The sequence below is a fragment of the Thermosyntropha lipolytica DSM 11003 genome (genome assembly GCF_900129805.1).
Lineage (GTDB): Bacteria > Bacillota > Syntrophomonadia > Syntrophomonadales > Syntrophomonadaceae > Thermosyntropha > Thermosyntropha lipolytica.
Map to the genome: position 1 here is coordinate 70,822 of NZ_FQWY01000005.1, position 20,931 is coordinate 91,752.

A 20,931-nucleotide genomic window follows, 5' to 3' on the forward strand; every position below is an offset into this window, starting at 1 on the left:
CTTTAATCCTCCCTTCCTATCCCTAAAACCGGGCGCAGATACTTTCCCGTATAAGAATGAGGATTAAGAGCTACTTCTTCCGGCGTCCCTTCCGCTACCACCCTGCCTCCTTCATCTCCTCCTTCTGGCCCTAAATCGATGATATAATCAGCACATTTTACCACATCCAGGTTATGCTCGATAACCAGCACCGTATTGCCGCTATCTACCAGGCAGTTCAACACATAGAGGAGATGAGCCACATCATGCATATGCAGTCCTGTGGTTGGTTCATCCAGTATATATAAAGTCCTTCCCGTAGAACGGCGGGCAAGCTCGGTGGCCAGCTTTACCCGCTGCGCTTCTCCTCCGGAAAGGGTAGTAGCCGGCTGTCCCAAAGTTATATAGCCTAATCCCACATCCTGCAGCACCTTGAGTTTGCGGTAGATTTTAGGAATAGCTCCAAAAAACTCTACTGCTTCATCAACCGTCATAGCCAGGACATCGGCAATATTTTTATCTTTGTATCTAACCTCCAGGGTTTCCCGGTTGTACCTTTTGCCTTTACATACCTCACAGGGGATATAAACATCAGGCAAAAAATGCATCTCAATCTTTATTATCCCGTCTCCCTGGCAGGCTTCACACCTGCCTCCCCGCACATTAAAGCTGAACCTCCCCGGCTTATATCCCCGCATCCGGGCTTCCGGAGTCTGGGCAAAAAGCTCTCTTATACTGTCAAAAACGCCGGTATAAGTAGCCGGATTAGAGCGGGGAGTCCTGCCTATAGGGGACTGATCTATATTTATCACCTTATCAATAGCCTCTATCCCTTCTATCCCTTCATGTTTTCCCGGCCGGTAAAGCGAATATCCGGAAGAAGGCCCTTTATAAAGCTTCTGCATAAGGGCAGGGTAAAGTATCTCTTCAATAAGGGTGCTCTTTCCCGATCCGGAAACCCCGGTTATGGCAACCAGCTTGCCCAGAGGTATTTTAACATCTATATTTTTAAGATTATGCTCTCCTGCTCCTTTTATAACCAGATAATGCCCATTTCCCGGCCGCCGTGCGGTAGGAACTTTTATCTCCATTCTTCCTGCCAGGTAAGCTCCGGTAAGCGATTTTTCCTCACGCATAATATCTTCTAAAGTTCCGGCAGCTACTATTTCCCCTCCGTTCACTCCGGCTCCCGGCCCGATATCAACTATAAAATCGGCACTGCGAATCGTATCTTCATCATGTTCTACCACAATGACCGTATTGCCTAAATCCCGCAATCTTTTGAGGGTACGGAGCAAACGCTCATTATCCCGCTGATGCAGCCCGATACTGGGCTCATCCAGCACATATAAAACCCCTACCAGGCTGGACCCCACCTGGGTAGCCAGCCGGATGCGCTGGGCTTCCCCTCCGGAAAGGGTACCGGCTGAACGGTCCAGGGTAAGATAATCCAGGCCCACATCGATAAGGAAGCCCAGACGCGATTTTATCTCTTTTATAACCTGCCGGGCTATTATTCTATCCCTAGCGCTAAGCTCCAGATCTTCGAAAAACCGGGCCGCTTCCTTTATCGACATGGCAGTTACATCGGCAATAGATTTTCCTGCGATCAAAACCGACAGCATCTCCGGTTTCAGCCTTTTTCCTCCACATCTCCGGCAGGGCGAGGAAGTCATATATCTTTCAATCTCTTCCCGGGAAGCTTCTGATTTCGTCTCCCGGTAGCGGCGGCTCAGGTTATTTATAACCCCTTCATAGGCTGCCCGGAAAACCCCGGTCTCGCCATAAGAATTGGTATAGGTTACATTAAACCTCTCTTCCCCGCTTCCGTACAGGATAAGATCAAGCTGTTTGCGGGTAAGCTTTTTCAGGGGCTTATCAAGCGGTATGCCGTAAAAAAGAGCCATGCTGGTTAATACCTGCTGGTAATAGGAGTGAAAGCCGTTGGCCCAGGGGATTACCGCTCCTTCCTGCAGGCTTTTGTCCATATCTAGAACCAGGGCAGGATCAACTTCAATCTTTTCTCCCAGACCGTCACACTCCGGGCAGGCTCCATAAGGGCTGTTAAAAGAAAACATGCGGGGACTGAGTTCCGGCAGGGAAAACCCGCACCGGCTACAGGCAAAATCCCGGCTGAAAACCTTGATCTCTTCCTCGCCGTTATCCCTTATAACAACTACCTGGGCTATTCCTTCTCCCAGTTCAAAAGCCAGCTCCACCGCCTCGGCCAGACGGCTTCTTATCCCTTCTTTCAGGACTAAACGGTCCACCACCGCACTTATATCATGCTTTTTGTTTTTATCCAGGTTTATCTCTTCATCGGCTGTATATTCATAACCATCTACTATTACCCGAACAAATCCATCTTTAAAAAGGTTTTGCAAAACCTTGCGGTGTTCTCCTTTCTGTCCTCTTACAACCGGTGCCAGCACCTTCAGCCTGGTCCTATCCGGCAGGGAAAGCAGATTTTCCACCACCTGGTCTACCGTCTGCCTCTCAATAGGAATCTTGCAGTGCGGGCAGTAGGGTTTTCCTATGCGGGCAAACAGCAGGCGCAGGTAATCATAGATTTCCGTTACCGTCCCCACAGTAGAACGGGGATTGTTAGAAGTCGATTTCTGATCAATAGATATCGCCGGGGATAAACCTTCGATGTAATCTACATCCGGCTTGTCCATCTGCCCCAAAAACTGACGGGCATAAGTGGAAAGCGATTCTACATAACGCCTCTGCCCTTCACTGTATATAGTATCAAAAGCCAGGCTTGATTTGCCTGAACCCGAAACCCCGGTAAACACAACCAGCTTATCCCGGGGAATTTTAAGCTCAATATTTTTCAGATTATGTTCTCTAGCCCCTTTTATATAGATATATTCCCGCGACAACTCCATCTACTCCTTTATAAAGCCTAATGCCCAAAGCACAGAAAGACCATCCTTAAGTTCACTTCTTTTGCAGTTCTCTTATCATATCCCTTAACCTGGCTGCTTTTTCAAAGTTCAGCTCTTCGGCCGCTTTAAACATTTCTATTTCCATATCCCTTATCATGCGCATCCTCTCTTCTAAAGGCATCAGCTTATAATCAGGCCGGCGGTATTCGCCTTCCTCTTCGGCAATAACTGCCGCTACGGGGGCAAAAACCGCTTTCTTTATAGTCTGAGGGGTAATATGGTGTTTCCGGTTGTATTCCATCTGCAGCCGGCGGCGGCGGTTAGTTTCATCGATGGCGGCCTGCATGGCCGGGGTTATGCGGTCGGCATACATAAGGACTTTGCCTTCCGCATTGCGGGCTGCCCTTCCGATGGTCTGAATAAGGGAGCGGGTGGAACGCAGAAACCCTTCCTTATCCGCATCCAGGATAGCCACCAGGGCTACCTCCGGCAGATCCAGCCCTTCGCGCAGGAGATTAATCCCTACCAGGACATCAAAGACGCCCCGGCGCAAATCGCGCAGGATTTCCAGCCTTTCCAAAGCATCTATATCGGAATGCAGGTAGCGCACCTTTATCCCGGCATCATTAAGGTAATCACACAGGTCTTCAGCCATGCGCTTGGTAAGGGTAGTGATAAGGACGCGAAATCCCTTCTCTACCCTCTTTCTTATCTCCTCCAGCAAATCATCAATCTGGTTGGCGGTAGGCCTTACCTCTATTTCGGGATCTACCAGCCCGGTCGGCCTTATTATCTGCTCTACTACCTGCTCGCTTACCTTAAGCTCATAATCGCCGGGCGTAGCACTTACATATATAACCTGGTTTACTTTCCTTGTAAACTCCTCAAAGGTAAGCGGACGGTTATCCAGAGCCGAAGGCAAACGGAATCCGTATTCCACCAGGTTGAGCTTGCGGGACCTGTCCCCTTCGTACATAGCCCCGATCTGGGGTACAGCGATATGGGATTCATCGATAAAAAGCAGAAAATCATCCGGAAAAAAGTCGAGCAGGGTATACGGGGGCTCACCCGGCTTTCTTCCGGTAATATAGCGGGAATAATTTTCGATCCCTTTACAATAGCCTACTTCCCTTATCATCTCCATGTCGTAGCGGGTACGCTGCTCCAGCCTCTGCGCTTCCAGAAGCTTTCCTTCCCGGCGGAATTTCTCAAGCTGCATCTGGAGTTCGGCTTCGATTTCGCCGGCAGCAGCCAGCATCTTGTCCCTGGTAGTTACAAAGTGCGAAGCGGGAAAAATCATAACATGCATCCGGCGTCCCAAAACTTCCCCGGTAAACGGGTTAAACTCGACTATCCGGTCTATCTCGTCGCCAAAAAATTCGATCCTTACCGCATTTTCTCCCGCTGAAGCCGGAAAAACCTCCACCACATCGCCTCTAACCCTGAATTTCCCCCGCGTAAAACTTATCTCATTTCGCTCATAATGGTTGGCAACCAGCCGGGATAAAAGCTCATCCCTTTCCATCTCCATCCCCGGCCGTAAAGAAACCGACATCTTATAATAATCATCCGGCGAGCCTAATCCATATATACAGGAAACAGAAGCCACGATAATAACATCCCGGCGTTCCAGCAGGGAAGCAGTAGCGGAATGCCTGAGCTTATCTATTTCATCATTAATCGAAGAATCTTTTTCTATATAGGTATCAGTAGCCGGCACATACGCTTCCGGCTGGTAATAATCATAATAGCTTATAAAATACTCCACGGCATTATCAGGAAAAAACTGCTTAAACTCGGCATAGAGCTGCCCGGCCAGGGTTTTGTTAGGAGCTATTACCAGAGTGGGCTTTTGCACATTCTGGATAATATGGGCCATGGTAAAAGTCTTGCCCGAACCGGTAACTCCCAGCAGGGTCTGGTGTTTATAACCTTTTCTTATCCCTGCGGTAAGTTTGCTAATCGCCTGGGGCTGATCCCCGGTCGGTTTATAATCGGAATTTATTCTAAACTCAGGCATAAAGCCACCTCTCCTTCCGGCAGCCGTCTAAAAATGGTTATTATTAAATTATAAACTAATATACACGGCCGGCAAGTCTTCCCTGCTTCTTTCTCCCACCCCCTCTCCGGCTTATTTCAGCCCCAATTGATTAAGTTCTTCCCTTTTCCGGTCTAAAAGCTCAAAATCCAGCGCTTTAGCCCATATTTTACCTATCTCGGCCAGATAAGCGTCCCACTTTTCCAGATGTTCCCTGGCTTCTATAAGTTTTTCTTCATAATCTCTTCCCAGTTCAATATAGCGGTAAGCTTCTTCCTGACGGTAAAAATGCAGGACTTTTCCCATATCCAGCACTACATCTCCCGGCCTTAAGGTAAGCCCTTTCTCCCCCCCATCTATAACTGCCAGCTGGAGGTTTTCTACAATAATCATATCCAGTTTTTCCTCATCCAGTCCGTTATGGTAATAGGTAACACTTAATCCTTGCTCCTTGCAAAAAGCAGCTACATTGCTTATAACTGTAGACTTACCGCTTCCCGCTGGCCCTTTTAGTATATAGCGGCGGTAACACCTTCGGCTTATCTCGTCCAGATAGCTTATCATCCCCTCTTTGGTAAAAGAAGAAGCAAAATAGTGTTTCTCCTTTTTCCTTTCCTTCCCGATCTCCTCTATCAATCTTTCCGTAAGCCTTTTTATTTCCTCCATATCCAGCCGGGAACTGCTCAAGCTGTACATTTCTTCTTTAATCTTTCCGGCTTCTTTAACCTTTTGCTCCGCCTTTTCCTTTTCCTGCTGCAGAAGAGAAGCTATTTTTTCCATTTTTCTTTCCCCTTCTTCGGCTATTTCTTCCGCCAGATAGTCGCGCAGATTTATAAAATAGGTGCGCCATCCGGGATACCCGGTTTCTATCGGCTTCGGCAAGTTGCCGTTAATCATGGCCACCTGCAAAGCCGGTACATATGCTCCATCTACCCGGTCAGGATCTAGAGCAGATAAAAAGAATTCCACTGCACATCCTTTTTCATAAAAGAAATCCCCCCATCTCTTGATAAAAAGGGATATCAATTCATCGGCAGCTCCTTTGAGCACATAAACCTTTTTAAGACTGCTGACCAGGTCAGGAATAAAACTCACAAAACCATCCCGGGTATAGCTGCTTACCAGGGTATACCTTATTTCGGGACTATTCATCTTTTTCACCTCATTTAAGACTTCTTTGCTCTTAGTCTATTCATAAGGTATATAAAAAGTGAACATTCCCGGTAATTAAATATCTTCTCTCCTTCTCTCCTCATTCCCAGCCATATCACTATTTCATGTCCCAGAGGAGAAGCCAGGACCGCCAGAGGAATAAATATCTCCCAGCGGGAAGCCAGCCAGGATAAAAAGAGCAAAAAGAGGCTGAAAAGCAAAAGATAGCGGGAAGAAAAGCGCGCTTTTTCCCGGGGATCCTTTTGGTAAGTTATTTCTCCATATCCCAAAACAACCAGAACAGGGACGATTTGATATTTCCGGTATAAAGCATCCTGGCCCGGTCCCAGCAGGGGCCACCAGTCAGGAAAGTGCCAGTTTAAAGGATAAGCACTATATCCTGTGCTTATCAGGGCTAAAAGCGGCAGTGGCCAGAATTTCTGGAGATTAAACCCTTTTCTCTTTTCTCCCTTCTTTTCTATCGTCAGCGGTACCGGATTAAAATGGCCGTTAAGATAGATGAGAATGCTCTCCACCAGATGGAGAACAGCTACCAGAGCCATAAGATGGGGAATATTTATCGGCGGATAGCCAAAAAGAAGGCTTATAAGCCCTACTACTCCTCCCGCATAGGCAAAGCACAGATAGCGGGGATGTAGGAGCATCAATATAACCGCAGCTATCCAGAGGTAGCTTATGCCGATTAAGGCCAGATCAATCCCTATGCCCATAAGAAGCAGGCTGCCGATTACTCCCCCTAAAAGCCCATAGCCGGCAGAAAACAAGCTGCTTACCAGGGCTGACCTTTCCCCTTTTCCCAGACGGAGATACTGCCAGGTAATAAGGCTTACCAGCAAAATATAGATAATAACAAAAAGGGGCGAGGTAAAAGCATCTTTGGCTACCTGCCCCAACATATGCCAGAAGTAGATAAATGTACACAAATACATATCCTCCGCACCTGAAAACCTTCCCGTTTAAATTATCTGCTTTTTTATGATCTCCAGAGCTTTATCCAGTTCTTTATCCTTATCCTTCTCTCCTTTTTCCACTTCGTAATCAGGATGGATCCCGACTTCATTTATATCTGTCCCGCTGGGAGTGAAATACTTCTGGGTAGTAAGTTTTAAAGCTCCTCCATCCCTTAAAGGATATACGGTCTGCACCAGACCTTTGCCAAAGGTAGTTCTGCCCACCAGTACAGCTCTCTGGTTGTCTTTCAGGGCTCCAGCCAGAATCTCTGCTGCACTTGCTGTATCCTCATTTATCAGGACTACTACCGGTACATCTATATTGCCTCCGGAAGATTTATATACCTCTTCCCTGCCTTTTCCATCTTTTACCCTTACAATCTCCCGGCCTTTATCTAAAAACAGGCTGGCGATCTCCAAGGCAGCATTGAAATCACCGCCTCCATTATAGCGCAAATCCAGGATAATTCCCCGGCATTTCCTTTCTCCTGCCAGATCATTGATGGCTTCTGCCATCTCCTGAGCAGAACCAGCATGGAACTGATTCAAGGCAATATAGCCTATGCCGTGCACCGTATCCAAAACCTCATATTCCACCGAAGGAACATTTATTATTTCCCGGATAATCTTAAACTCATGCTCCTTACCGTCGCTTTCCCGGTAAACCGTAAGCAAAAGCTGGGTTCCAGGATCTCCCCGCATCAGGCTTACTACTTCATCCTGAGTCATGTTCTGCACACTTTCCCCGTTTATTTTAAGGATAATATCTCCATTTTTTATACCCGCCCGGTAAGCAGGGGTTCCCTTTATCGGCGATATTATTTTGAACCTTCCTTTGCCCTCTTCCAGAACATAAACTCCTATACCGCCAAATTTGGCTTCCAGCCTTATCTTAAGCTCCTGCCAGGTATCCTTATCTAAATATTTGGAATAAGGGTCATTAAGGCTATCGACTATGCCGGAGGCAGCTCCGGATATCATCTGCGCCGGAGTAGGCTCATAAAGCCCCTGGGTCTTTATAAGGGTTACTACACTTATCAAAGTACCGATATTGCCCGCATTGGTAACTAGAAAAAAGATAAGAGCCGAAGAGGTCAAAAATCCCAGCAGGGCAAAGAAAATCAAAATTCCTCTCAGCAACCTGTTCTCTTGCAAACTGCCATCACCACATCATTATTTTATTTTAAGAATGACAATATTATGTTACTCCAAACATAAAAATAAAACAATTATCTTTCTGTTCTTTTCTTCTTAAATATCAAAAAGGCAGGAATCCCTGCCTTTTATCTTATATATCCCATCGGGTCTACCGGGCTTCCATCTTTGCGCACCTCAAAGTGCAAATGGGGTCCGGTGCTGAAACCGGTGCTGCCTACTTTGCCTATAACCTCTCCTTTGGTTACCTTCTGCCCATTTACGGCCACAAATCTTGACATGTGGGCATAAAGGGTAGACATGCCGTTGCCGTGGTCAATTATGATCATATTCCCATATCCGCCGTTATATCCGGCATAAATGACAATACCGCTGTCGGCTGCCACTATATCTGCTCCCATAGGAGCTCCTATATCTACTCCCGTATGCAGCTTGCGCACCTGTAATATCGGGTGAAAGCGCATGCCAAAAGGCGAAGTTATCGTATAATAGCCCGGTGTTGGCCAGGTATATACCCCGGTTCCCAGAGCCGGACCGCTGTTTTTGGACTGCAGCTGGCGGATAACCGATTCCAGCTGCCGGGACAGCTCTTCCAGCTCATTAAGTGCTTTTTCGTACTCTTTAGCTTCCATCTGCAGCTGATTAAAAAGCTGGGCTTTCTCCTGTTTCTTAGCTTCCAGGGCTTCCTTCTGGGCAGCCTGTTCTTCTTTAATATTTACCAGCTCTTTCTTTTTTACCTCCAGGTCGCTTTTCTGCATCTTAAGCTTATCCCGCTCGGCCTCTATCTCTTCAATAAGCTGCCGGTCCTGTTCGACAATCATGCTCAGCATATCATAACGGGTTATAAAATCCTTAATATCCGTAGCGGAAAAAAGGACTTCCAGATAAGATACATCACCGGTTTCATAGATAAAAACCAGACGTTCCCGTAAAATATCTACCTTGGCATTAAGCTTCGCTTCCGTTTCTTCGATCTCCTTCTCCTTTATGGCAATATTTTCTTCCAGGAGGCCAATCCGGTCATCGAGCTGGTTAATTTTCTTTTCTGTATTCAGAATATCAGACTCTATGCCTTTTATCTGCCCCCAAACCGAATTAGCTTCCTTCTTCTTGTTTTTCAGCATCTGCTGATTAGCTTTTATCTGGCGGCTAACTTCATTGAGTTCCCGCTTCTTCTCCTCCAGCTCATCGGCATAAACCGGAAAAATAGCTCCCAGTAAAAGACAGCAGGCTAAAAACAAGGCTAAATATCCGGGTTTTCTCTTCTCTCCCCTTAATCCAAACAAAGGAAAATACCTCCCCTCTTGCCAGGCTAAACCTTAAGGAAGCGGTTTACGGAAATATAAGTCCCCACAATACCAAGCAAGCTTCCGACCCCTATAAGCCCCAGGTAAATGCGGTTTACCACTTCCGCTTTAGCTACCAGGGGCAGGAAAAAGACGGTCTGCATATTGCTTATGAGGGAATTATAGGCTAAAGCCAGAATGGCTACCGCTACCAGCGCGCCTAAAGTCCCCAAGATGAAGCCTTCAATAAAGAAAGGCCACCTTATAAACCAGTCGGTAGCACCGATAAGCTTCATCAGGTAAATCTCCTTGCGCCGGGAGTAAATAGCCAGCCTTATGGTAGTAGCAATCAGGAATACCGCTCCCAGGGCTAAGAGAATAATTACCGCCATACTTACTATCCTTATCCAGCGGGTAACCTGAAAAAGCTTTTCTACTACCCCCTGTCCGTATTTAACTTTATATATCCCCTCTATCTTTTCGATTTTCCTGGCCAGATGCGGCACCTCACGGGGATCGCTGGCCTTTATTTCATAAGTATCGGGAAGCGGATTTTCGCCAATCGTCTCTTCCAGTTTTTCCATTCCCATCTTCTGCTGCAGCTTTTTAAGCCCTTCTTCCCGGGATACGAATTTCACCTTATCTATACCGGGAATGGCTGTAAGCTCTTTGCCTATCGCTTTTACCTGGGAAGGAGTAAGGGACTTGTCGACAAAAGCAACTATTTCCACATCTGATTCCAGATGTTTCATAAAATTGCCCGCATTGACGGTTAACAAAAGAGCTACTCCTAAAATAAGCACACATATGCATACGGTGGAAACCGTAGCCAGGGTAAGCAGCCGGTTGCGGGAAAGTGAACGCCAGGCTTCGCGCCAAAAGTAGGCTATATTTCTCATGCCAGAAACTCTCCATTAGGATAATCTCCCACAACCTTCCCTTTTTCCAGAATAATAACCCTTTTGTGTGCATTCCTGACCAGTTCACGGGCATGAGTAGCCATAATAACCGTAGTCCCACGCCGGTTTATATCATATAAAAGTTCCATAATCTCACAGGAAGTATCAACATCCAGATTGCCGGTAGGTTCATCCGCAATAAGCACCATAGGCTGATTAGCCAGAGCTCTGGCTATCCCTACCCGCTGCTGTTCTCCCCCGGAAAGCTCCCCGGGGAAACATTTTTCCTTGCCTTTTAATCCTACCATCTTTAAAAGTTCAGGTACTCTATATTTTATGTCATTAGGCTTAGCCCCTACCACTTCCATGGCAAAAGCGACATTTTCATATACCGTCTTATTTTCCAGAAGCTTGAAATCCTGAAAAACTATCCCCATACTGCGCCGCAAAGCAGGTATTTCCTTCCTCTTCATGCGCACTATGCTGCGGGAAGCGATAAAAATCTGGCCCCGGGTCGGCTTTTCTTCCCGAAAGAGCATCTTGATCAAGGTAGATTTTCCCGCCCCGCTTGGCCCCATTAAGAAAACAAATTCACCGCGATCTATCTTTAAGGACACATCATCCAGGGCTTTTACGCCATTAGGGTAGATTTTGGAGACATTGTAGAACTGAATCAGCATCTTTTTTCCTCCTCGCCCAAAAAAAGACCACCCTTTTAAGGTGGTTCTACAAAAATATGCAAAAATCCTTTTTCTTTCAGGATTTAATTTGCAGTAAATTATGCACATTATTACATATTTCGGCAACCGTAAGCCCGTAATGTTCCAAAAGCTCATCTACCTTGCCTGACTGGCCAAAAACATCATTAATTCCCATTCTCTTTACCGGTACCGGACATTTTTCGCTCACCACTTCACATACCGCACTTCCCAAGCCCCCGATAATATTATGTTCTTCTACGGTAAGAATAGCCCGGGTTTCCTCAGCTTTGCGGATAAGGAGCTCTTCATCCAGAGGCTTTATCGTATGCATATCTACTACCGCAACATCTATCCCTTCTCCTGCCAGAACCTCGGCCGCTTCCAGAGCCTTGCCCACCATTATGCCGCAGGCAATTATGGTAACATCCTTACCCGGCCTTACTTCGATCCCTTTCCCTATTTTAAAATCCAGGCTTTCATCATATAAAACCGGCACGGCCGGCCGCCCCAAACGCATATATACCGGCCCTTCATGCTGATAAGCTGCCAGCACCGCTTTTTCCGTGCTTACCCCATCAGCCGGCACTATTACCGTCATATGGGGCAGAGAACGCATAAGGGCTATATCTTCGATAGCCTGATGGGACCCTCCATCTTCCCCTACGGTTATGCCGGCATGGCTGGCACAGATCTTTACATTAAGCCGGGCATAAGCGATAGAATTCCTCACCTGTTCAAAAGCCCTTCCCACCGCAAATATAGCAAAAGAACTGGCAAATACCTTTTTGCCCGTGGTGGCCAGCCCGGCTGCCATGCCTATCATATTCTGTTCGGCAATTCCGGCATTGAAAAAGCGCTCCGGAAACTCTTTGGCAAAATCGGAAGTCTTGGTGGATTTAGAAAGGTCAGCATCCAGAACTACTATATCATCATAAAGTCTGCCCAGAGCAGCCAGTGCTCTGCCGTAGGCATCCCTGGTAGCTATTCTCTGCAAAGCAATTACCTCCTTCTTGCCTGCCTTAAGCTAAGCCTAATTCAGAAAGCGCCCTTTTAAGCTCTTCTTCTTTCGGCGCTACCCCATGCCATTCCACACGGTTTTCCATAAAAGAAACCCCTTTGCCCTTAACCGTTTCCGCCACTATCGCCGTCGGCTTCCCCTTAACCTTCCTTGCCTCTTCCAGAGCTTTCAGTATCTCTTCTATATTATGGCCATCAATGCTTATCACTTCCCAGCCGAAAGCATTAAGCTTATCCCCTACCGGTTCAGGAGACATGACCTCACTTATCCTGCCATCTATCTGCAGCCCATTATGGTCAATAATAGCTACCAGATTGTCCAGCTTATAATGAGCTGCCGCCATAAAAGCTTCCCATACCATGCCTTCCTGCAGTTCGCCATCACCTAAAAGGGCATAAACCCGGTAATCCCTGTTATCCAGCTTGCCCCCTAAAGCCATGCCTACCGCCCAGGATATGCCCTGTCCCAGCGACCCGGTTGAAGCTTCTACCCCGGGGAGTTTTTTCATATCCGGATGTCCCTGCAGAGGACTTCCCAGCTTGCGCAGGGTAGAAAGCATCTCCTGGGGGAAAAAGCCTTTTTCTGCCAGAGCAGCATAGAGCACGGGAGCAGCATGCCCTTTGCTCAGCACAAAACGATCCCGGTTGGGATCCCGGGGATTCTGGGGATCGATGTTCATTTCCCAGAAATAAAGGCAGGCTACTATGTCCGCCGCCGAAAGAGAACCGCCAGTATGGCCGGATCCGGCCTGGGTCAGCATTCGTAAAATATGGCCCCGTAAAACCCGGGCCTTAGCCTCCAGGTTTCTTATCACCTCAGCATTTATTGCGCGCAACCGTAACTCCTCCTTTATTTAAAAGCCTTCTGCTTAAGGCAGGCATAGATAAACTCGTCTATCTCTCCATCCAGAACAGCACCGGCATTGCCTATTTCCACCCCGGTGCGGTGGTCTTTGATAAGGGTAAACGGATTTAAGGTATAGGTTCTTATCTGGCTTCCCCAGGCTATCTCTTTATATTCTCCCTTCAAACTCTGCAAATTATCCTCCCGCTCTTTCTGTTTCAGTTCATAAAGGCGGGCAGCCAGTATTTTCATCGCACTTATCCGGTTGGCGTGCTGTGACCTTTCATTCTGGCACTGCACTACGATCCCGGTAGGAATATGGGTTATCCTTACTGCCGAATCAGTCTTGTTAACATGCTGTCCTCCTGCTCCCCCGGCCCGGTAAGTGTCAATCTTCAAATCTTCCGGATTTATGTTTATCTCTATCTCCTCATCGATCTCAGGCAGCACGCTTACCAGGGCAAAAGAAGTATGCCGGCGGCCTGAAGCATCAAAAGGCGATATGCGGATCAAACGGTGGACCCCGGCTTCACATTTCAGCTTGCCGTAAGCATAAAGCCCTTTGACCATAAAAGTTACGCTCTTTATACCAGCTTCTTCGCCGGCCACATAATCCATCATCTCTACTTCATAGCCGGAGTTCTCCGCCCATCTGGTATACATGCGCAGAAGCATCTCCACCCAGTCCTGAGCTTCCGTTCCGCCGGCTCCGGCATGCAGGGAGACAATAGCATTTTTGGCATCATGTTCGCCGGAAAAAAGGGTTACCAGCTCAAAATTTTCCACCCGTTTAACCAGCCTTTTTAGCTCCTTTTCCATTTCCTTTAAGATCTCTTCATCCCCTTCTTCCTCGGCCACCTCCAGCATATCCCTTATATATAAGGCATCGCGGAGCAGGTTTTCATAATCCTCAATCTCATCTTTAAGGCTGCTCATAGCCTTCAAAACTTCCTGCGCCTTTTGGTTATCATCCCAGAAGCCTTCCTTAAGGCTCTCCTTTTCCAGTTCAGCCAGTTTAAACTTTTTCCCTTCCAGGTCAAAGAGAAACCCTCATCTCTTCCAGACGTTCAGCCAGCTCCCTGGCAATCTCCATGGGATTATCAAACATCAGAAATCCTCCTCCTTTGCCTTCGGCCTAAACAGCTTCCCGGCCGCAGCACTTCTTATATTTCTTCCCGCTGCCGCAGGGGCAGGGATCATTGCGTCCCACCTTTTCGCCTACTCTAACCGGGGTTTTAACCTCTTCTTCCCCATGGCTGGTAAAAGTCTTTCTTTCTTCCAGCTTCTGGGCCACCCTTACCCTCAGTATATAGCGTACTACATCTTCTTTGATACTGAAAACCATATCCTGGAAAGCCTCATAGGCTTCAAACTTGTATTCAATAAGGGGATCTTTATGCCCGTAGGCCCGCAGGCCTATGCCGCTGCGCAGCTGGTCCATAGCATCAATGTGGTCCATCCACTTTTCATCAATAATCCTGAGCATAATCCACTTTTCAATTTCCCGCATGTTTTCACTGCCGATTTCCTGTTCCCTCTGTTCATAAAAATCCTTCGTCTTTTCTGCCAGGAAGGATTTAACTTCCCTGCGGGTCATCCCTTTCAGGTCTTCTTCGGTAAAATCAGGCTTCGGCAGTATATTCTGTTCCACATAATTCATAAGTCCAGCAAGATCCCACTCGTCTGCATACCTGGCTTCCCCGGCAAAACTGTCTACCACCTTATCCACGACATCATCGATCATGCTGAAAATAGTCTCTTTCAGATTTTCGCCGAAAAGAACCTTCTTTCTTTCTCCATATATGACTTCCCGCTGTTTATTTATAACATCATCATATTCCAAAACCATCTTGCGGATACTGAAGTTGCGGGCTTCTACCCGCTTCTGGGCATTTTCAATCGCCCTGGTTACCAGATTGTTCTCAATAGGCATATCATCATCCATGCCCAGCCTATCCATAAGCCCTTCGATGTTGGCCGAGCCAAAAAGCCGCATGAGGTCATCTTCCAGGGAAACATAAAAGCGCGACTCGCCGGGGTCTCCCTGACGTCCTGATCTTCCCCGCAGCTGGTTATCTATGCGCCGGGCTTCATGCCTTTCCGTTCCCAGCACATAAAGGCCGCCCAGCTCTTTAACCCCTTCGCCCAGCACGATGTCGGTTCCGCGGCCGGCCATGTTGGTAGCTATAGTTACGGCATACTTCTGTCCGGCTCTGGCTATAATCTCCGCCTCTTTTTCATGGTGCTTGGCATTGAGCACCTGATGGGGGATACCCCGTTTAGTCAGCATCTTGCTTAAAAGCTCTGATTTTTCGATCGATATAGTCCCCACCAGAACCGGCTGGCCTTTTTTATACCTTTCAGCAATATCTTCAACCACCGCTTTAAATTTCCCCATTTCCGTACGGTAAACCACATCCGGCCTGTCTATGCGTATCATCGGCTTATGGGTGGGAATAACCACCACATCCATGCCATAAATCTTGCGGAATTCCTCTTCTTCCGTCTTGGCCGTACCGGTCATGCCGGCCAGCTTGCGATACATGCGGAAATAATTCTGAAAAGTTATGGTAGCTAAGGTCTGGGATTCTTTCTCAATCTTAACCCCTTCCTTGGCTTCAATCGCCTGATGCAGGCCATCACTGTAACGGCGTCCAAACATAAGCCGCCCGGTAAATTCATCGACAATAATCACCTTGCCGTCTTTAACTACATAATCCCGGTCCCGGTGCATGAGAAAATGGGCTTTTAGCCCCTGGTTTATATGATGGGCCAATTCCATATTTTCGGCCAGGTTCTCGACCCCGAAATATTTTTCCGCCTTCCTTACCCCTTCTTCGGTAAGGGTTACTATATGGGCCTTTTCATCTACCTTATAATCCACTTCTCTTTCCAGACGGGGCACAAACCTGGCAATCTGGTAATAGAGATGGGTGGGTTTATCCCCTTCCCCGGAAATTATAAGGGGGGTGCGCGCTTCATCTATCAGTATGGAATCCACCTCGTCAACGATGGCATAATGAAGATCGCGCTGCACCATATTCTCCGGCCTTATAACCATATTATCCCTTAGATAGTCAAAGCCGAATTCATTATTAGTACCATAGGTAATATCACAGCTGTAAGCATGTTTCCTTTCCTGGTAATCAAGGCCATGTACGATAACCCCTACCGTAAGGCCGCAGAACTGGTAAACCGGGCCCATCCACTCAGCATCGCGCCTGGCCAGATAATCATTTACCGTCACCACATGGACACCCTTGCCTTCCAGGGCATTGAGATAAGCAGGCAGAGTAGCCACCAGGGTTTTCCCTTCCCCGGTCTTCATCTCCGCTATACGGCCCTGGTGCAGGACAATTCCTCCCATAAGCTGGACATCAAAATGCCTCATGCCCAGCGTGCGGTAAGCAGCTTCCCTTACCAGAGCAAAAGCTTCGGGCAGTATATCATTCAGGCTTTCTCCCTTTTCTATCCTCTGCTTAAACTCCTGGGTTTTCCCCGGAAAATCTTCATCCCGTAATCTTTTAAATTCCGGCTCTAAAGCATTGATCTTATACACCGTTTTGCTGAGCTTTTTAATCTCTTTTTCATTGTCGTCAAGTATGCGGGCCAAAAAATCCTTAATCATAACCAACCAACCTCTTTTCAAAAAAACAAGGAACCATAAGGTTCCTTAATATTCTTATCTAATTTTATATAATAGCACTTTTGCCCCTTTAACTTCAACTAATCAAAATGCGGCTCAATCAGGCCATAATTGCCGTCATGCCTTCTATATACAACATTTACCTCTTCCGTTTCCGCATTGAAAAAGACAAAAAAGCTATGTCCTAAAAGATTCATCTGCATAATAGCTTCTTCTGCATCCATAGGCTTCAAGGCAAACCGCTTGGTGCGCACGATCTTGAATCCTTCTTCTTTCTCCGCTTCCTCTTTAACCTCTTCAGCTACTGCCTGCTTAAAGCCAGCTGCTTTGTGGTGTTTATAAAGCCTGGTCTTATACTTTTCTATCTGCCTTTCCAATTTTTCCTGTACGGCATCGATAGAAGCATACATATCCTCCGTAGCCTCTTCTCCCCGCAGTATTATGCCGTTTAAAGGTATCGTAACCTCGACTTTATGTTTTTCTCCTTCTATGGAAAAAGCAACCTGGGCAGTTCTCACATCCTCGATGTATTTTTCCAGTTTGGAAAGCCTTTTTTCCGCATAATCCTTGAGCGCCTGCGTAACTTCAATATTCTTTCCCCGAAATTCAAACTTCATATAACCACTCCTTCCCTTATCCTGCAGGTCATCTATATTTATATGACCTTGCGGTTTAGACTCCTAAAGCCCCAACCGCAAAAGCAATACCTGAAAGAGATGAACTAACCTTTTTTACCTTATCTTTATATATATTTTACCATAGGTTAAAAATTCTACTCTACTTAAACAAAATCCTGCATAAGGTGAATATTATTGTCAAAATTTTTCTAAAAAATACAAAACCGGGCTTAAAGCCCGGTAAATATTCCTTTTATTAATACGCTGCTCTTCTTTGCGCCTGGAAACAATCCATGCAGTAAACAGGTCTGCCATCTACAGGCTTAAAAGGAACTTTGGTATCTGCTCCGCAGCTTGCACATACGGCACTGTACATTTCTCTGGGAGCACGGCTGCTGCGGCTGCTGCTACTGCTACTGCGGCGAGCACCTCTGCACTCCTTGCAGCGTTTAGGTTCATTTTCAAAACCTTTCTCCGCATAAAACTCCTGTTCTCCGGCAGTAAACACAAATTCCCTGCCACAATCCTGACATACTAAAGTTCTGTCCTCAAACATCTGAAAGAATCCCTCACTTTGATCTTAGATTTCCTGTCGCAGATATTTCCTCTCCTGGAGGGATATCCAACTAACAGTATGTTCATTATATACCTTAGATAAAAAAATAGCAAGGAAAAGGACTCATTTTCTATAAAATTTTATCCTTTATCCCCTTGTGTCCTCTTTCCTATATCTTCTTATTCATTACCTGCTGGTAAACCTCTTTAGCCCTTTTATAGTTCCCCGGGCTGTTATTATAGCGCAGTCCGTACCTATCCTTGATAACCACACTATTATCATGGTCAGCTTCGCTTATGGCCAGCAAAACCTCATTCAGCTCTTTTATAACCTTCTGCAGTTCTTCCCATAAATCTTTATCTATGCGGCCCTGCAGCTCAGAAAGCGTAAAATGGTCGATCTTAAGGTCTGCCATAACCACCTGCTGCAACCTGACATTTTCCTGGCTGATAGGGGATATCTTTGCCATAAGCTGGTTTCGCTGCTGCAAAAGCCGCAAAAAGCGGTCCAGGTCAGGATCCTTCCCGTCCTTTAGGCACTCCTTCTGCTTTAAAGCCAGATCCCACATGGTAGAATAAAGCTTATGCTGTTCGCGAAAATTATCTATTATGCCGCGCACCAAACCTTCAGTCATACCTGCTACCCTTCCTCATATCCTATATACTGTATACTTCTTCCCAAGCCTCTTTCCTCTTCCTCTTTATTATCTGCGGCGGTCAAAAAACCAGCTCTCCCCTTCCCGGCCTTCTCCGTCATAAGCCCTGCGTGCTTTTTCATTCTGCTTTAATGCCTTGATCTTTTCACCTATGCGGTCCGCCTTTTCCCGCAAAAGCTGCCGGCTCCTCTCTTCCTGCCCTTTTATAAAAAGCATGAGCTCCCTTATTTCCGGATCCTGTTTAATACTGAAAGCGGCATCCCCCAGGCGGGAAAAAATCTCCTCAATAAAAGAGATCGCCTTATCTTTCTCCTCCAGCACCTCTAAGAGCATATCCTCCCAGTTTTCCTCATCTTCGCTGATGCTCTCTATCACCATAAGCTGGCGGCAGGAAACATCCATAAGGTACATAAAAGCCGCCTTCAGCTCCTCCCGGACTTCAAAAGCAAAACTATCCATCATCGCTCCTCTATCCTTTTACACTTATATTCTGGGGCCGGCTTTTTTCCAAAAGGCTCTGGGCCTGCTTTTTCACCACTTCCTGCCAGGTATCCCGCAGTTCTGTCAGAAAAACTTCTACTTCATCGAGAATAGCCGCATCTTTCCGCACATTGGCCTCCACCAGACGCCGGTAGAGGTAATCATATATGCTGTAAAGCTGTTTAGCTATATCATATTCCATTTTCAAAGTAACCATAAGTTCGGTAATAATATCCTGGGCTTTTATAAGGTGGTTGTGGGCCTTATTATAATCCTTCTCCTTTATCCCTTCCCGGGCCAGCTTCACATTCTTTATAGCTCCTTCATAAAGCATGAGGAGAAGTTTGCCAGGAGATAAAGTTTCAACACTCGTCTTTTTGTATTGATCATATGCCTGGGCATACATATTCATCATCCATCAAGCCTCCCTAGAAAAATAATTCGCACCGGAAAGCACAAGTCCTTTTTCTTTTTTCTTCCTTTTTCCTGCTATTTACAACACCATTTTTCCATTTCTAAACCAGGGCATCGACAAAAACCCCCAGGAATTTATCCAGCACTTCCCGGATACGGGCGGAAATCTCCAGCATATACTCCGGGGGGATTTCACGGATAACCGTGTTGGAATCAGTATCTACCACCTTTATCTGATAGCGTCCGCTATTCTCATGCAGCCTGAACTCAAGATGATAGTTGCTGAGGCGGAAAGCCTCATTGGCTGTAGCTACCGCCTGCTTCAGCACTTCCGGATTAAGCTCCTTTTCTTTTTCCCGACTTAAAATGTTTACATTTACCCCTTGCGCCGCCATCCGGGAAGAAGCCTCTTCTGCTCCCTCACTTCGCACCCGGAAGTCATGCTTTATATAATCAACTGCTGCTGCCTGCCCTTCAATCCGCATAAACTCGCCTCCCAGCACAATCTTCTGTATTAAATATCGTTACATTTATATAAAACTTTAATCTTTTTAAATTGGGGACGGTTCTTTTTTTAAAAACTGTTACGAATCGTAATATATTGCAAATAAAAATCCCCGAGCAGCCGGGTAAAAGCAAAAACCTCTTTTTATCTCTTTATATTCTTTTCCCAAAATGCTACATTGTTAATAAAAAAGAAAGAGGGAAAATATGATTCCTTTACGCGACAGCACCCCCAGCCGTTCATTTCCGCTGGTAACCGTGCTCATTATCCTGGCCAATATTTATGTTTTCTATCAGCAAATAACCAGCGGCCCTGTCGGTATGGAAGCTATGATCTACCAGAAAGGATTTATCCCTTCCCATCTGCTATACCATCCCACATCGGCCGTAACCTATATGTTCCTGCACGGCAGCCTTATGCACATAATATCCAATATGTGGATGCTGTGGCTGCTGGGCGATAATGTGGAAGACCGCATGGGCAAGATGCGCTTTATTATTTTCTATCTCCTCTGCGGCATCATAGCTGCTCTGGTTCATTATTACATAAATCCTCATTCATCTATTCCGGTAGTAGGGGCTTCCGGGGCTATCGCCGGGGTCATGGGGGCTTATTTCATTATGTTTCCCCGGGCCCGCATCCTTACCTGGGTTCCCCCTTTCTTCCTTTTTACCTTTCCCGCCTGGTTCTATCTGGGAATATGGATCCTGACCCAGCTGTGGGCCGGCTTAGGCAGCCTGGCGGCATTAGAACACCCTACCATAGCTTTCTGGGCCCATATCGGAGGCTTTGCAGCGGGGGTAATCCTGCATCCTTTTTTCGTATCCAGAGAAAACACCGACCATTACTATTAAAAAATCGTAAAAAAAAAGCGGTTTTTCTCTTATCCCCACCGCTTTTGGCACTTTGCATATACTTATATACGAATATCAATATGGGCTCCCAGATGGGGCATAACCGACTGCTCCATAGCCTTAACACTGGCAGCCATAACTTCAAGCACCCCATCCATCTGAACCTGAGCCTGTTCCATCGCCATTTTCAAGACAGAAACCCCTGCCTTCTGCATAAGCTCTGCCTGATGAAAACTTATCGACCAGGCCGCTATATCCATATTATCACCTC

20 protein-coding genes are annotated in these 20,931 nt (G+C 46.6%); 1 reads left to right on the plus strand and 19 read right to left on the minus strand.

The genetic code is table 11. The features are described from left to right. Nucleotides 1–2 precede the first annotated feature (2 nt). The 18 genes from uvrA to BUB92_RS02250 form a co-directional block, all read right to left on the minus strand. Complete coding sequence (gene uvrA, locus BUB92_RS02165; protein WP_242938976.1) at nt 3–2,864, minus strand: excinuclease ABC subunit UvrA; 2,862 nt, start codon at nt 2,862–2,864, stop codon at nt 3–5. Nucleotides 2,865–2,922: 58 nt separating this feature from the next. After that, nucleotides 2,923–4,890: an excinuclease ABC subunit UvrB gene (uvrB, locus tag BUB92_RS02170; protein WP_073089448.1), complete on the minus strand. Its 1,968-nt coding sequence runs from the start codon at nt 4,888–4,890 to the stop codon at nt 2,923–2,925. 111 nt (nt 4,891–5,001) lie between these two features. Continuing rightward, nucleotides 5,002–6,060, minus strand: a complete 1,059-nt coding sequence (locus BUB92_RS02175) for a hypothetical protein (protein WP_073089450.1) — start codon at nt 6,058–6,060, stop codon at nt 5,002–5,004. 14 nt (nt 6,061–6,074) lie between these two features. After that, entirely contained in the window at nt 6,075–7,004 is a 930-nt protein-coding gene (locus BUB92_RS02180; RefSeq protein WP_073089451.1) for a hypothetical protein, read from the minus strand. Nucleotides 7,005–7,037: 33 nt separating this feature from the next. Further along, the gene (locus tag BUB92_RS02185) at nt 7,038–8,171 is read right to left on the minus strand and encodes a S41 family peptidase (RefSeq protein ID WP_242938977.1); all 1,134 of its coding nucleotides are present in this window, start codon (nt 8,169–8,171) and stop codon (nt 7,038–7,040) included. Nucleotides 8,172–8,314: 143 nt separating this feature from the next. Then, nucleotides 8,315–9,472 (minus strand): murein hydrolase activator EnvC family protein, encoded by a 1,158-nt coding sequence (locus tag BUB92_RS02190; RefSeq protein ID WP_073089455.1) that lies wholly within the window; start codon nt 9,470–9,472, stop codon nt 8,315–8,317. A 26-nt stretch (nt 9,473–9,498) separates the two neighbouring features. Next, nucleotides 9,499–10,371 carry a permease-like cell division protein FtsX gene (gene ftsX / locus BUB92_RS02195; protein ID WP_073089457.1) on the minus strand — a complete coding sequence of 291 codons (873 nt, stop codon included), beginning with the start codon at nt 10,369–10,371 and terminating at the stop codon, nt 9,499–9,501. After that, complete coding sequence (gene ftsE / locus BUB92_RS02200) at nt 10,368–11,048, minus strand: cell division ATP-binding protein FtsE (protein ID WP_073089496.1); 681 nt, start codon at nt 11,046–11,048, stop codon at nt 10,368–10,370. The genes ftsX and ftsE overlap by 4 nt, the downstream gene beginning before the upstream one ends. A gap of 79 nt (nt 11,049–11,127) precedes the next feature. Next, nucleotides 11,128–12,066: a transketolase family protein gene (locus tag BUB92_RS02205; RefSeq protein WP_073089458.1), complete on the minus strand. Its 939-nt coding sequence runs from the start codon at nt 12,064–12,066 to the stop codon at nt 11,128–11,130. A 25-nt stretch (nt 12,067–12,091) separates the two neighbouring features. Further along, complete coding sequence (locus BUB92_RS02210; protein WP_479725428.1) at nt 12,092–12,925, minus strand: transketolase; 834 nt, start codon at nt 12,923–12,925, stop codon at nt 12,092–12,094. 14 nt (nt 12,926–12,939) lie between these two features. Beyond that, nucleotides 12,940–14,041 (minus strand): peptide chain release factor 2 gene (gene prfB / locus BUB92_RS02215; RefSeq protein ID WP_200774181.1). Its coding sequence is split into 2 segments (ribosomal slippage): nt 12,940–13,971 and nt 13,973–14,041, totalling 1,101 coding nucleotides; the frame shifts between segments, so codons are not numbered across the junction. Nucleotides 14,042–14,068: 27 nt separating this feature from the next. Next, nucleotides 14,069–16,561 carry a preprotein translocase subunit SecA gene (gene secA / locus BUB92_RS02220; RefSeq protein WP_278280485.1) on the minus strand — a complete coding sequence of 831 codons (2,493 nt, stop codon included), beginning with the start codon at nt 16,559–16,561 and terminating at the stop codon, nt 14,069–14,071. Nucleotides 16,562–16,659: 98 nt separating this feature from the next. Further along, nucleotides 16,660–17,196, minus strand: coding sequence for a ribosome hibernation-promoting factor, HPF/YfiA family (hpf, locus tag BUB92_RS02225; RefSeq protein ID WP_073089461.1), 537 nt, complete (start codon nt 17,194–17,196; stop codon nt 16,660–16,662). Between the two features lie 256 nt (nt 17,197–17,452). Further along, on the minus strand, nt 17,453–17,752 hold the full coding sequence (locus tag BUB92_RS02230; protein ID WP_073089463.1) for a zinc-ribbon domain containing protein: 300 nt from the start codon (nt 17,750–17,752) through the stop codon (nt 17,453–17,455). A 169-nt stretch (nt 17,753–17,921) separates the two neighbouring features. Beyond that, nucleotides 17,922–18,386, minus strand: coding sequence for a flagellar export chaperone FlgN (flgN, locus tag BUB92_RS02235; protein WP_073089465.1), 465 nt, complete (start codon nt 18,384–18,386; stop codon nt 17,922–17,924). A 69-nt stretch (nt 18,387–18,455) separates the two neighbouring features. Beyond that, nucleotides 18,456–18,869, minus strand: a complete 414-nt coding sequence (locus tag BUB92_RS02240; protein ID WP_073089466.1) for a hypothetical protein — start codon at nt 18,867–18,869, stop codon at nt 18,456–18,458. Nucleotides 18,870–18,876: 7 nt separating this feature from the next. Next, a complete protein-coding gene (fliS, locus tag BUB92_RS02245) occupies nt 18,877–19,302 on the minus strand; it encodes a flagellar export chaperone FliS (RefSeq protein WP_341372066.1) in 426 nt (141 codons plus the stop codon). Nucleotides 19,303–19,402: 100 nt separating this feature from the next. Continuing rightward, entirely contained in the window at nt 19,403–19,786 is a 384-nt protein-coding gene (locus BUB92_RS02250; protein WP_073089468.1) for a flagellar protein FlaG, read from the minus strand. 226 nt (nt 19,787–20,012) lie between these two features. Here BUB92_RS02250 and BUB92_RS02255 point away from each other — a divergent pair, with 226 nt between their 5' ends. Further along, a complete protein-coding gene (locus tag BUB92_RS02255; protein WP_073089470.1) occupies nt 20,013–20,660 on the plus strand; it encodes a rhomboid family intramembrane serine protease in 648 nt (215 codons plus the stop codon). A 62-nt stretch (nt 20,661–20,722) separates the two neighbouring features. On the opposite strand, the gene BUB92_RS02260 is transcribed toward BUB92_RS02255, so the two are convergent. Then, nucleotides 20,723–20,920, minus strand: a complete 198-nt coding sequence (locus BUB92_RS02260) for a YjfB family protein (RefSeq protein ID WP_073089471.1) — start codon at nt 20,918–20,920, stop codon at nt 20,723–20,725. Between the last annotated feature and the right edge of the window lie 11 nt (nt 20,921–20,931).